Annotated in this window: 10 protein-coding genes; 8 read left to right on the top strand and 2 right to left on the bottom strand. The window is 67.8% G+C overall.

What is annotated here, in order from left to right:
- Positions 1 to 57 precede the first annotated feature (57 nt).
- From GC106_RS40075 to GC106_RS40090, 4 genes are all read left to right on the top strand, one after another.
- Positions 58 to 1,227, top strand: a complete 1,170-nt coding sequence (locus GC106_RS40075) for an acyl-CoA dehydrogenase family protein (protein ID WP_173141406.1) — start codon at positions 58 to 60, stop codon at positions 1,225 to 1,227.
- A 44-nt stretch (positions 1,228 to 1,271) separates the two neighbouring features.
- Complete coding sequence (locus GC106_RS40080; protein ID WP_173141407.1) at positions 1,272 to 2,507, top strand: aminotransferase family protein; 1,236 nt, start codon at positions 1,272 to 1,274, stop codon at positions 2,505 to 2,507.
- A 137-nt stretch (positions 2,508 to 2,644) separates the two neighbouring features.
- Positions 2,645 to 3,814, top strand: a complete 1,170-nt coding sequence (locus GC106_RS40085) for a sensor histidine kinase (protein ID WP_173141408.1) — start codon at positions 2,645 to 2,647, stop codon at positions 3,812 to 3,814.
- A complete protein-coding gene (locus tag GC106_RS40090; RefSeq protein WP_173141409.1) occupies positions 3,769 to 4,458 on the top strand; it encodes a response regulator in 690 nt (229 codons plus the stop codon). Before GC106_RS40085 ends, GC106_RS40090 begins: the two co-directional genes overlap by 46 nt.
- A 2-nt stretch (positions 4,459 to 4,460) precedes the next feature.
- Here the strand turns inward: GC106_RS40090 and GC106_RS40095 are convergent, their stop codons facing one another.
- Positions 4,461 to 5,402, bottom strand: a complete 942-nt coding sequence (locus tag GC106_RS40095; protein ID WP_173141410.1) for a S41 family peptidase — start codon at positions 5,400 to 5,402, stop codon at positions 4,461 to 4,463.
- Positions 5,403 to 5,772: 370 nt separating this feature from the next.
- Between GC106_RS40095 and GC106_RS40100 the strand changes: the two genes are divergently transcribed.
- The 4 genes from GC106_RS40100 to GC106_RS40115 are packed head-to-tail and all read left to right on the top strand — an operon-like array spanning position 5,773 to position 11,099.
- Positions 5,773 to 6,711, top strand: a complete 939-nt coding sequence (locus GC106_RS40100; protein ID WP_173141411.1) for an ABC transporter permease — start codon at positions 5,773 to 5,775, stop codon at positions 6,709 to 6,711.
- The gene (locus GC106_RS40105; protein ID WP_173141412.1) at positions 6,711 to 7,706 is read left to right on the top strand and encodes an ABC transporter permease; all 996 of its coding nucleotides are present in this window, start codon (positions 6,711 to 6,713) and stop codon (positions 7,704 to 7,706) included. Before GC106_RS40100 ends, GC106_RS40105 begins: the two co-directional genes overlap by 1 nt.
- Positions 7,707 to 7,716: 10 nt before the next feature.
- Positions 7,717 to 9,396 (top strand): ABC transporter substrate-binding protein, encoded by a 1,680-nt coding sequence (locus tag GC106_RS40110; protein WP_173141413.1) that lies wholly within the window; start codon positions 7,717 to 7,719, stop codon positions 9,394 to 9,396.
- Entirely contained in the window at positions 9,393 to 11,099 is a 1,707-nt protein-coding gene (locus GC106_RS40115) for a dipeptide ABC transporter ATP-binding protein (protein WP_376777815.1), read from the top strand. The genes GC106_RS40110 and GC106_RS40115 overlap by 4 nt, the downstream gene beginning before the upstream one ends.
- 631 nt (positions 11,100 to 11,730) lie before the next feature.
- Here the strand turns inward: GC106_RS40115 and GC106_RS40120 are convergent.
- Positions 11,731 to 12,957 carry a cytochrome P450 gene (locus GC106_RS40120; RefSeq protein ID WP_173141414.1) on the bottom strand — a complete coding sequence of 409 codons (1,227 nt, stop codon included), beginning with the start codon at positions 12,955 to 12,957 and terminating at the stop codon, positions 11,731 to 11,733.
- Positions 12,958 to 12,976: the final 19 nt, after the last annotated feature.

Below are 12,976 nucleotides of genomic sequence, written 5' to 3' on the forward strand. Positions count from 1 at the left end.
CGGAGGTTACCATTGGAGAATTGATATTGGATCCAATTTCGGGCTAGTCTGCCCTTCATGACTCGTACTGCCCCGCTGGACCTGGTCGCGGCCGACGACTTGTTCTCGGACGAGGAGCGCGCGATCCGTGACACGGTCCGTAAGTTCTGCGCCGACCGGATCCGTCCCCACCTCGCGGAGTGGTTCGAGAAAGGCGAGCTGCCCGCGCGCGACCTGGCGCGCGAGATGGGCGAGCTCGGCCTGCTCGGCATGCACCTGCAGGGTTACGGCGCCGCGGGCACGAACGCTGTCTCGTACGGCCTGGCGTGTCACGAGCTCGAAGCGGCGGATTCGGGCCTGCGCAGTCTCGTGTCGGTGCAGGGTTCGCTCGCGATGTACGCGATCTACGCCTACGGCAGCGAAGAGCAGAAGAACGAGTGGCTGCCCAGGATGGTCACCGGCGAGGCAGTCGGCTGCTTCGGCCTGACCGAGGCCGACTTCGGCTCCAACCCGGGCGGCATGCGCACCAACGCCAAGAAAGACGGCTCCGACTGGGTGCTCAACGGCACCAAGATGTGGATCACCAACGGGTCGATCGCGGACGTCGCGGTCGTCTGGGCCCGTACCGACGAAGGCATCCGCGGGTTCGTGGTGCCGACGACGGTCAAGGGCTTCACGGCCAACACCGTGCCGGGCAAGTTGTCGCTACGGGCGTCGGTCACCAGCGAGCTCGTCCTCGAGGACGTCCGGCTGCCCGCCGACGCGGTCCTGCCCCACAGCAAGGGCCTCGCCAGCCCGCTCGGCTGCCTGAACGAGGCACGGTTCGGGATCGTCTTCGGGTCGCTCGGCGCCGCCCGCGACTGCCTGGAGACCGCGATCGCGTACGCGTCCGACCGTGAGGTCTTCGACAAGCCGCTCTCGGCCTACCAGCTGACGCAGGCCAAGCTCGCCGAAATGGCGCTTGAACTGGGCAAAGGCATGCTGCTGGCGGTGCGGATCGGCCGGTTGAAGGACGCGGGCACGCTCAAGCCCGAGCAGGTCAGCATGGGCAAGCTGAACAACGTACGGGTGGCGCTGCGGATCGCCAGGGAGGCCCGCACGATCCTGGGCGCGAATGGCATAACCCTGGAGTATCCGGTCATGCGACATGCGAACAACCTGGAATCAGTGCTTACCTACGAGGGGACGAGTGAGGTGCACTTGCTCGTCATCGGCCAGGCGCTCACCGGTGTGGGCGCGTTCCGCTGAGGAAAAGACGGCCTCGAGGAAGACGGCACTGTAGGAGGCGCTAAATGGGGGCGTTGTGGCACCCGTTCTCGGACATGGGTGCGGTCACCCAGAACGGCGAGTTCGTCGTAGCCCGTGGCGAGGGTGTGTACGTGTGGGATACCGACGGGCGCCGGTATCTCGACTCGACCGCGGGTTTGTGGTTCGCCAACGTCGGCCACGGCCGTGCGGAGCTGGCTGACGCCGCGGCCAAGCAGATGCGGGAGATCGCGGCGTACTACACGTTTGGCGACGTGGCCACGCCTGCGACCGTGGAGCTCGCTGAACGGTTGTCGTCGATCGCGCCCATGGCCGACGCGAAGGTCTTCTTCACCAGCGGCGGCTCGGACTCGATCGACACCGCGCTGAAGCTGGCCCGCCGTTACTGGCACGAGCACGGTAAACCCGAGAAGAACATCGTGATCGGGCGGGAACGTGCCTACCACGGCACGCATGTCGGCGGCACCGCGCTGGCCGGTATCCCCGGCAACCGCGAGGGTTACGGCTCGCTCATGCCCGACGCCGCGACGGTGACGTGGGATTCCGCCGAGGCCTTGCGGTCGGAGATCGCCCGGATCGGGGCAGGCCGGATCGCGGCGTTCTTCTGCGAGCCGGTGATCGGCGCGGGCGGCGTGTACCCGCCGCCGGACGGGTACCTCGCCGAGGTCCGCGGGATCTGCCGGGACAACGACATCCTGTTCGTCGCGGACGAGGTGATCACCGGGTACGGCCGGATCGGCGGCGCGTGGTTCGCCAGCACGCGGTTCGACCTGTCGCCGGACATGATCACCACCGCCAAGGGCCTGACGTCCGGCTACCTGCCGATGGGCGCGGTGCTGATCGCCGGGCACGTCGCCGAACCGTTCTTCAAGCCGGGAGTCTGGTGGCGCCACGGCTACACGTACTCCGGGCACGCGACGAGCGCGGCCGTCGCACTGGCCAATTTGGACATCGTGGAGCGGGAGGACCTGCTGTCGTCGGCCGCCCGCCTGGAGTCCACTTTGGACAAGGAGCTGGCCGTGCTGGCCGGTCACCCGGCGGTCGCCGAGGTGCGCAGCGGTTTCGGCGCGGTCGCGGCCGTGCAGATGGTCGATCCCGCCGACGCCATGGTGATGATCCGCCTGCTGCGCAAGCACGGCGTGTCGGGCCGTGCGGTCGGCGCGGGCGGCCTGCAGGTCTCGCCCGCGTTGATCATGACGGACGCCGAGGTCGGCGAGATGCTCGCCGGATTCGACGACGCACTGCGCGAACTCCAGGCCTGACCCACCCCACCCCCTCGTGAGTGTTTATCAGGGTTAGAACACGGATAAACACTCACGAGGGGCTACCTGGGGTTTTCTGGTCATCCCTTCGTACGACCTGCGCGGCGGCGAATTGTGCTCTGATTGTGGTCGTGTTCATGACCGAGGCAGTCCGGCGCTACCACCATCGTTCCTGGTGGAACGTGTTCGTCGCGCTGGTCTTCTTCAGTGTCGCGCTTGTGCTGTACGCCACGGACCTCTACGCGCTCTCGACCGACAACCAGCTCCCGCTGTGGATCCTGATCAGCCAGTCCTCGGTGCTGTGCGTGGCGCAGATGTTCCGCCGCAAGGCACCGGTGGCGATGCTCGCGATCGCGACCGTCATCCTGCTGGCCGACCTCACCTACGACGTGACCATCCCGGTGATCATGGTCTTCGTCGACCTGCTGTTCAGCGCGACGCTGAGTACGACGCGGCGAACCAGCCGGATCATCTTCGCGGTCGCGGTCATCATCACCGTGGGCATCGGCGTCACCCAGGGAATCCTCTCGGAGGACTGGCGCAAGGCGTTCTTCACCACCATGAACGCCTTCAGCCTGCTGATCGTCCCGGTCTGGTGGTCGTTCAACATCCGGCAGAGCGAGGAACTGCTGCGCGCCGAGCGGGAGAGCTCCCGTCAGCTGCGCCGGATCGCGGAACTGGACCGGCGCAGCGCGGTCAACGCCGAACGCGCCCGGATGGCCCGTGACCTGCACGACGTGGTGGCGGGTCACCTGTCGGCGATCGCGATCCAGTCCGAGGCCCTGCTGTCCATGGCGGACCGCGATCCGCAGGTCGTGCGTACCGTGCTGAAGTCCGTCCGGGAGAACAGCCTGCAGTCGCTGGCCGAGATGCGAGCGATGATCGACGTCCTGCGCACCGAGGGCGGCGAGGACGACCCCAGGACGGCACCCGCCCGGCTGGCCGAATTGGACAAACTGGTGGACTCGGCCCGGGCAGGCGGGCTTTCGCTGGACGTGCACAGGTCGTTCGGCGAGTTGCCGGTCGCGGTCGACCTCGCGGCGTACCGGATCGTCCAGGAGGCGCTGACCAACGCGCTGAAACACGCGGGTGGCGGCGTGGTGCGCGTCGAGGTGTGCGTCTCCGGGGAACAGTTGGTCATCGAGGTCACCAACGACCTGACCGGGGACCCGACCATGGGGAACGGGACAGGTCTGCTGAACATGCGGGAACGCGCCCACGCCGTCGGCGGTGAGTTCGAGGCAGGCCCCTGGGCCGGCGGATGGCGGGTGCGTGCGGTGTTGCCCCTGGGAGGAGTGGCGAGTTGATTCGGGTATTGGTGGCGGACGACCACGCGGCGATCCGCGCCGGGCTGGTGCTGATCCTGTCCGGCGCGGACGAGATCGAAGTCGTCGGCGAGGCGGGCGACGGCGCCACGGCCGTGCGGATGGCCCGGACGTTGAAACCGGACCTGGTGCTGATGGACGTGCGCATGCCCGGCATGGACGGCATCGAGGCCACCCGCGAACTGGTCCGTGACGGCATCTGCGACGTCCTGGTCCTGACGACGTTCGACCTGGACGAGTACGTCCACGGTGCGCTGCGCGCCGGTGCGGCGGGATTCCTGCTGAAATCCGTCGAAGCCGGCCGCCTGATCGAGTCGGTCCGCCTGGTCGCCGCCGGTGACGGCGTGATCGAGCCGAAGGTGACCCGCCGCCTGCTGACAGCGTTCGCGGCGACCGCGCCCAGGCCGGCCCGCACCCCGCCCGGCCTCGACCAGTTGACCGAGCGGGAACGGGAAGTGCTCGTCTGCCTCGGCGAAGGCCTGACGAACCAGCAGATCGGCAGGCGCCTGTTCATCGGCGAGACGACCGTGAAGACGCACGTGTCCCGGGTGCTGACCAAACTGGACCTGCGATCACGTGTGCAGGCGGCGATCCTCGCGCAGGACGCGGGCCTCGTCCCCGAATAGCGTCACCACAGGTGTTCTGCCACCTTGCGTGCTTGGTCGGCGACCGCCCTGCGGACTCCGTCGCCGCCCAGTTCGAGTACGTGGCTGATCGCCAGCCGGTACGCCGTGTCGAACGCCTCGTCGGCAGGCACGGCGATATGGGGCTGGACACCGACGCCTTCCCAGTTCGTTCCGGACACCGGGTTGATCGCCCGCCCCCAGGGCACCTTGATCCGCAGATGGGCCGAGACGCGGTGCGCGCCTGCCGGGTGGGCGCCGCCCCGGGTGACCTCGCCGACCAGCGTCGCGCGCTTCAGCTCGCGCAGGTCGTTGGCCAGCTCCTCGCCACCGGAGAACGTCTCCGCGCTGGTCAGCACGTACACCGGTTTGTCCGCACCGAACTTGGGGCCCGGCACGTAGGCGGACGTCCAGAACTGCCCGATGCCGTCATGCGGCCGGGAGTAGACGTCGTTGAGGTGAGTGGGCACGTCGAACAGGAAGCTGCACAGCAAAGCGACCATCGCCGGATCGCCGCCGCGGTTGCGCCGCAGGTCGATCAGCAGCACGTCGGTGGCGGCGAGGAGGTTCATCGCCGCCACGGCGGCCGCGCCGGACACCGCGACGGAGTGCATCGTCCGGATGTCCAGCAACCCGACGTTGCCGTCCAGCCGGCGAACCGCGGCGATGCCGTGCCCGTCGAGCTCGGCTTCCTGCCGGTACTTCTGCTCGTCGGCTGGGCCTTCGACGATCTCGGTCGCCTGGTGCTCGACACGCAGGTGCTGGTCGCCGTTCACCGACTGGAGGTCGGCCGTGACCGCCGCCGCGAAGGACTCCGCGTCGTCGATGTGGTCGTAGGTGATGGTGGAGAGGACTTCGACGATCGACTCGGCGACGTCCGGGAAGACGTAGCGTTCGGCCACCAGCCGGCTGATCGTCTCGATCTCCCACGCCCAGTCCGTCCCCATACCGGCGAACCTAGCGGCGACGAGACAACGCCGGGTACCAGAACGTGGACCAGAAACACACGAAACACACGGAATCCGAGGTCATCAAGATCACCAACCCGGAAATCGACAGCCCCCACCCGTCCCAAGGGGGTGGGGACTCCCCAAGCATCAATTATACCGGGGAAATGGGGGTTGAGCTGCTGAAACAAGGGGCGGGTCGGTGCGAACGGACCGTTCGTACGGGATTCACCCGGTCGCGCTACCACGATGGGTACGGCGGTTCGGACGGTGTTACTTGTCGACCACATGGTGAGATGATGCGTGACCAGGCGCGGGCCGGGCCTAAGGTCCGTGCTGGTCACCCGAACAGCCGACTACGGAAGGTGCCGTGTCCGACCCCTTACCGCTTGGCGGCGAAGTCACGCCGGGTGCCGCGCGTTCCCTCCCGGCCGCCCTGTGGCGCGCGATTCGCCGGGATGCCTGGACGCTGACCTGCGCGATCATCGTTGTCGCGATTGTCCTGCTCGCTGTCGGCGCCGATCTGTGGGTCGCGATCGAGGGGCAGGATCTCAACGAGAACATCGAGGCGCTCGGCCCGGACGGCCTGCCCGCCGGTCCGCTCGGCGGGGTCAGTGCTGATCACTGGTTCGGCGTGCAGCCCCTGCGCGGCATCGACCTGTTCGCCTTGGTCGCGTACGGCGCCCGGGTGTCGCTGCTCGTCGGGCTGGGTGCGACCGTGCTCGCCACGGTCCTGGGCGTGCTGATCGGAGCCAGCGCCGGGTACATCGGCGGCTGGTGGGACCGGGTCGTGTCGTGGGCGTCCGACGTGATGCTCGGCTTCCCGTCGCTGGTCTTCATGATCGCGCTGGGTGCGGTCGCGCCGATCGAGTTCCCGCGTCAGCTGCTGCTGATCGTGGTGCTCGGGATCTTCGGCTGGCCGCGGGTCGCCCGGATCGTGCGGGCGCAGGTGCTGAGCCTGAGCAAGCGCAACTTCGTGTCGGCGTCCAGAGTGATGGGCGGCGGTACGTGGCACGTGTTCACGCGGCAGCTCCTGCCGAACCTGTGGGCGCCGATCATCATCGTGTCCAGCCTGACCATCCCGTCGATGATCGGCAACGAGGCCGCGCTGTCCTTCCTCGGCGCCGGGGTGCTGCCGCCCACGCCGAGCTGGGGCCGGACGATCTCGGACGCCATCGACTACTTCGAGACCGATCCGATGTACCTGATCTTCCCCGGGCTGATGCTGTTTCTGATCACGTTGGCGTTCAACGTGGTCGGCGACAGCATTCGGGATGAGCTTGACCCGAAGTCGAAGGGCCGGGGCTGATGCGTGTCGTGAAATTCGTGGCGGGCCGGTTCGCCGGCATGGTCGTGGTGCTGCTGATCGTCTCGTTCATCACGTTCCTGGTCTTCTACGTCCTGCCGTCGGAACCCGCGCAGCTGGCGTGCGGCCGCCCGTGCTCGCCGCAGGCGCTGGAGCTCGCGCGCGAGTTCATGGGCTACAACGTGCCGTGGTACCAGCAGTACTTCGACTTCCTCGGCGGCATCTTCACCGGCCGGACGTTCGGCAGCGGGCCGTCCGCGATCCACTGCCCGGCACCGTGTTTCGGCTACGACTTCCAGAACAACGCCGAGGTGCTCGACCAGATCCTCGACCGGGTCGAGGTGAGCTTCTCGGTCGCCATCGGTGCCGCGATCATCTGGATGGTCGCCGGCGTCGGGCTCGGTGTGCTGTCGGCCCTCAAGCGCGGCACGCCGTTGGACCGGATCACCATGGCGGTGGCCATGGCGGGCGTGTCGATGCCCGCGTACCTGGCCGGCATGCTCGGCATCACGATCTTCGCGTTCGGCCTGGACGTCGTGCCGAAGAACGGGTACGTGCCGATCGGTGAGGACGTCGTGCAGTGGGCATGGCACCTCGTGACGCCGTGGCTGGTGCTGGCGTTCCTGCACGCCGCGATCTACGCGCGGCTGACCAGGGGCCAGATGCTGGAGACGCTGGGTGAGGACTTCATCCGCACCGCCCGCGCGAAAGGCCTGACCGAACGCAGAGTCGTCGGCAGGCACGCGTTGCGCAACGTGCTCCTGCCCGTGGTCACGGTGTTCGGTGTGGACCTCGGCCTGCTGCTCGCCGGAACCGTGATCACCGAACGGATCTTCAGCATGCCCGGTGTCGGCATGCTGCTCGTCGACTCGATCAGGAGCCTGAACCTGCCGATCCTGCTCGGCGTCACGTTGTTCGCGGCGCTGCTGGTCACGGTCGTCAATTTCCTGGTCGACCTGTTTTACGGCGTGCTCGACCCACGGGCACGCCTGACATGAAGGGGAACCGATGAAACGCAGGCATTCGCTCGCCGGGATAGCAGCGGTGGCAGTGTTGCTGGCCGCCTGCGGCGCCAACGACAAGCCGGCCGGGCAGAGCGGAGGTGGTCAGGTCAAGGCAGGCGGCACGCTCTACCTGCTGTCCGACTCGCCGACGCAGCAGTATGACCCGGCACGCAGCTCCAGCCTGGTGGTGACCGGCCTGCAGTTCGTGCACCGGCGTCTGACGTCGTGGAAGGTCGCGCCCGGCCAGGACACCACGATCGTGCCCGACCTGGCCACCGACACCGGCAAGCCCAGTGACGGCGGCAAGACGTGGACCTTCACCCTCAAGGACGGCCTGAAGTACAGCGACGGCACACCGATCAGATCCGCGGACGTCAAATGGGGCCTGGAGCGGTCGTTCGCGCCCGCGTTCTCCGGCGGTCTGGCGTACCACAAGGACCTGCTGTCGCCCGGCTTGACGTACAAGGGCCCGTTCGAGGGCGGCCAGGAGCTCAGCTCGATCGAGACCCCGGACGACAAGACGATCATCTTCAAGCTCGCCCGGCCGTACGGTGACTGGAACTGGGTGGCCAGCACGCCCGCGTTCGCGCCGGTGCCCAAGGGCAAGGGCGCCGAGGCCAACTACGGCGAGAAGCCGGTCGCGTCCGGCCCGTACCAGATCGAGAAGTTCGAGCGCGGCAAGGAAGCGGTCCTGGTCCGCAACCCCAACTGGGACGGCAAGACCGACGAGACCCGTCCGGCCTTCCCGGACAGGGTCGTCTGGCAGTTCAGCCAGCAGACCAACGTGATCTCCAAGCGGCTGATCGACGACACCGGTGACGACAAGAACGCCTTCGGTACCTCGTTCGCCTCGCCCGCGCAGCTCGCGCAGATCCAGGGCAACGCGTCGGCCAAGTCCCGTTTGGTCACGTCGGAATCCGGTGCGCTGGCGTACCTCGCGCTGAACACGCAGCGCGGCAAGCTGGCGGACGTCAACGTGCGCAAGGCTTTCCAGTACGCGATCAACAAGTCCGCCTACCAGGTCGCCAGCGCGGGCAACGCGCAGCTGGCCGGTGACGTCGCCACGACGCTGATCACGCCGGGCCTGGCCGGTCGCGAGCAGTTCGACCTGTACCAGACCAAGCCGGAAGGCGACCCGAACAAGACCAAGGAGCTGCTGTCCGCGGCGGGCATGCCGAACGGCCTGGACGGCCTGGTGCTGGTGTCCCGTGCGGAGAACGACTGGCCGCGCAAGGCCGAGTCGATCCAGTCGAGCCTGGCCGCGGCCGGGATCAAGGTGACGATCAAGCCGCTGGACGAGGAGACCTTCACCGCCGAGGTGCAGAACAAGGAGAACCCGGACTACGACCTGGTGCTGACCTCGTGGCAGCCGGACATCCCGTCGGCCAACGCCAACATCCAGCCGCTGTTCCAGTCCACTGAGATCGGTGGCGGTGGCTACAACGTCGCGCGCTACAACAACCCCGACGTGGACCGGCTGATCACCGAGGCGCAGGCCACAGTGGACCCGGCCGAGGCCGGGAAGAAGTGGGCCGAGCTGGACAAGAAGATCATGGCCGACTCGCCGGTCGTGCCGCTGATCTATACCCGCAACTCGTACCTGCACGGGTCCGCGGTCGGCAACGTGAAGATCGGCAGGTTCCCGGCGTACGCGGACTACCGGCAGTTCGGGATCATTCAGTGACGGATCTGCTGGAGTTGCACGGAGTTGAAGTGTCCTTCAACTCCGTGCACGCGGTTCGCTCGGTCAGTTACTCCGTCGCGGCGGGCGAAGTTGTCGCCGTGGTGGGGGAATCCGGCTCGGGCAAAACCGTGACGGCGATGTCCCTGCTGGGGTTGTTGCCGACGACCGCGAAGGTGTCCGGCCGTGCGCTGCTGGACGGCCGGGACCTGTACGACATGCCGCCCGCGGACCTGCGCAAGGTCCGCGGCGGTGCGGTCGGCATGGTGTTCCAGGAGCCGATGAGCGCGCTCAACCCGGTGTTCTCCGTGGGTGATCAGCTCGTCGAGGCGATCAAAGCGCACCAGGATCTGTCCACAGCGGACGCTCGTGAACGCGCGATCGAGTTGCTGGACCTGGTCGGCCTGCCCGAACCGGCCCGCAGGTTCCGGTCGTACCCGCACGAGCTGTCCGGTGGTCAGCTGCAACGGATCGTGATCGCGATGGCGGTGGCGAACGAGCCGAAGCTGCTGATCGCCGACGAGCCGACCACCGCGCTGGACGTCACGGTCCAGGCGGAGATCCTGGAGCTGTTGCGGGACCTGCGGTCCAGGCTGCGGACCGCGATCCTGCTGATCACGCACGACATGGGTGTGGTCGCGGACCTCGCCGACCGTGTCGTCGTGATGTACGACGGCCAGGTCGTCGAACAAGGCACGGTGACGGAAATCTTCACCGCGCCGCGCGAGAAGTACACCCAGGAGTTGCTGGGCTCGGTGATCACGCTGGGAGCCAGGGCGACCGAGGGTGTCGAACGAGCGCTTGCTTCAGAATTGGTGGTCCGGGAGAACCACCTTGCGGTGTCGGAACACCCGGCCACCTCGTCGGTGCCGGACGTGCCTGCCGTCGAGCCGGTGCTGACCGTCGAAGACCTCACGGTGGTCTACGGCGGCAGGTTGCGCGCGATCTCCGTGCGCGCCGCCGACCGCGTCAGTTTGCACGTCGAACCGGGCGAAGTGCTGGGCCTCGTGGGGGAATCGGGCTCCGGCAAGAGCACGGTGGCCGGTGCGGTCACCGGTTTGGTCAAGGCGACGAGCGGATGCGTCAAGGTCGCCGGGGCCGACATCGCCCGCGTTCGCGGCCGTGCCGCAAAGGCGTTGCGGCGCAAAATAGGCGTGGTGTTCCAGGACCCGCTGTCCTCACTGAACCCGCGCACACCGGTCGGCGACAGCGTGGCCGAACCGATTCGCCTGCACAAGGCGCTCAACGGGTCCTCAGTGGACAAGCGGGTGGCTGAACTGTTGGAGTCCGTGCAGCTTTCGGCCTCACTGCGGAACAGGTATCCGCACGAGTTGTCCGGCGGGCAACGGCAACGCGTGTGCATCGCGCGGGCGCTGGCGCTCAACCCGGACCTGCTGATCGCGGACGAGCCGACCAGTGCTTTGGACGTGTCCGTGCAGGCCAAGGTGCTGGATCTGTTCCGCTCGTTGCAGGAGGAGTACGGCTTCGCGTGCCTGTTCATCAGCCATGATTTGGCCGTGATCGAGCAGTTGGCCGGTCGGGTCGCCGTGATGCATCGCGGGCACGTGGTGGAGCAGGGTCCTACCAATGGCGTGCTGGCGGAACCTTTGCACCCTTACACCCAGCGCTTGCTTGCCGCGGCGCCGGTCGCGGACCCGGAGGAGCAGGCCCGGCGCCGGGAGGTTTGGCGGCAGCTCAAGGTGTGAGGAGGGCCAACCGCCGCCCTGCCGCGTTGGCCGTCGCGCCACCTTGGCTGGCGCTTTGACTGCCGCCTTGGCCGTCGCGCCACCTTGGTCGCCCTGCTTGCCGCCGTTGGCTGCTGCGCTTGTGCCTGGTTGGTTGCCGTGCTGCTGCCTAGGCCGCGTTGGCCGCGTTGGCCGCGTCGACGGCCGCCTCGGCTGCCGTGCTGGTGCCTTGATTCGCCGTGCCTGCCGCCTTGGTTGCCGCGCATGTGGCCAGGCTGGCGTGCCGCCTTGACGCTCGCTGCCGCCTAGGCCGCGTTGGCCGCGTTGGCCGCGTTGGCCGCGTCGACGGCCGCCTCGGCTGCCGTGCTGGTGCCTTGATTCGCCGTGCCTGCCGCCTTGGTTGCCGCGCATGTGGCCAGGCTGGCGTGCTACCGCCTTGGCTGCTGCGCTGACGCCTGGGCCCGCCGGGCCGCTGCCTTGGCTGCCGTGCCACCGCCTTGGTTGCCGTGCCCGCTGCAGCGCACCGAAACTGTCGTACCCCCTTGGTAACGTGAAATCAGGGGGACCCCCTCGGGAATTGCTGTTGCGGACGAAGCTGCGCTGGGCCGCTGCCGGGCGCGGGAACTCGCATCCGGTCCGCCCGCGCAGGTGTCTACTCGGCCGTTTCGGTCCAGGTGACCGGCAGTTCGTGGACGCCGTAGATGTTCATGTCCGACTTGAGTTTCACGTCGCCCGCCGGGATGGCGAGCTGGAGGGTGGGGAAGCGGCGCAGCAGTCCTTCGAAGCCCGCGCGCATCTCGATGCGGGCCAGTTGCTGGCCGAGGCACTGGTGGATGCCGTGGCCGAAGGACACGTGGCCGCGCGCCTTGCGGTGGATGTCCAGGGCGTCGGCGTTGTCGAAGCGCCGGGGGTCGCGGTTGGCGGCCAGCAGTGCGACGACGACGGTCGATCCCTTTCGGATCGTTTCGCCGCCGACCTCGATGTCGTCCGTCGCGTAGCGGTAGAAGATGTCGGCGATCGACAGGTATCGCATGAGTTCCTCGACGGCATCGGGCAGCAGAGCCGGGTCGGCGCGCAGTTCGGCGAGCTGCTCGGGGTGCTCCAGGAGCGCGAACGTGCCCAGCGCCAGCATGTTGGCGGTGGTCTCGTGGCCCGCGAGCAGCAGCAGGAAGGCGACGCCGGTCAGCTCCTCGATGGTGAGGTCGTCGTCGCTGGCCAGGTCGGACAGGATGTCGTCGCCGGGCGTGGCGCGTTTGCCGGTGACCAGTTCGGCCAGGTACGTCGTCAACGCGCCGAGCGCGGCCATCTTCTCTTCCAGCGTCACCTCCTTCTCCAGGAACTTCGCGGAGTTGACCTGGAAGGTCTCCCGGTCCTCGTAGGGGACGCCGAGCAGTTCGCAGATCACCAGCGACGGCACCGGCAGCGCGAACTCCTTGACCAGGTCGACCGGCGGGGTCAGCCGCGTCAGGTCGTCCAGTTGCCGGTCGACGACGTCGATGATGTGCGCTTCGAGCGTTTTCATGCGCTTGACGGTGAAGGCGCCGGTGAGCCTGCGCCGCAGCCTGGTGTGGTCCGGCGGGTCCATGGCGACGAACACGCCCGGCATCTGCGGGGACGGTTCGGTGGGCGTGGGCATACCGGGGGTCTCGAAGGGCACGTGGACGATGCCCAGGTCCTGGCGGGAGCTGAACCGGGTGTCGGCCATGACCTGGCGGACCTCGTCGTAGCCGGTGACCAGATAGCCCTCGTGACCGTCCGGGAAGATCATCGGACTGACCGGGCGGGCCTCGCGCAGCCGGGTGAGTCGGCGGGGAGGGTCGAACGGGCCCGCGTCGCGCTCCATGGGCAGTCCGTGCGGGATGGGGACCGGCTGGCTCATCGGGTTCCTTTCGTGGTGG

Source organism: Kibdelosporangium persicum (assembly GCF_013280595.1).
GTDB classification, from domain to species: Bacteria; Actinomycetota; Actinomycetes; order Mycobacteriales; family Pseudonocardiaceae; genus Kibdelosporangium; species Kibdelosporangium persicum.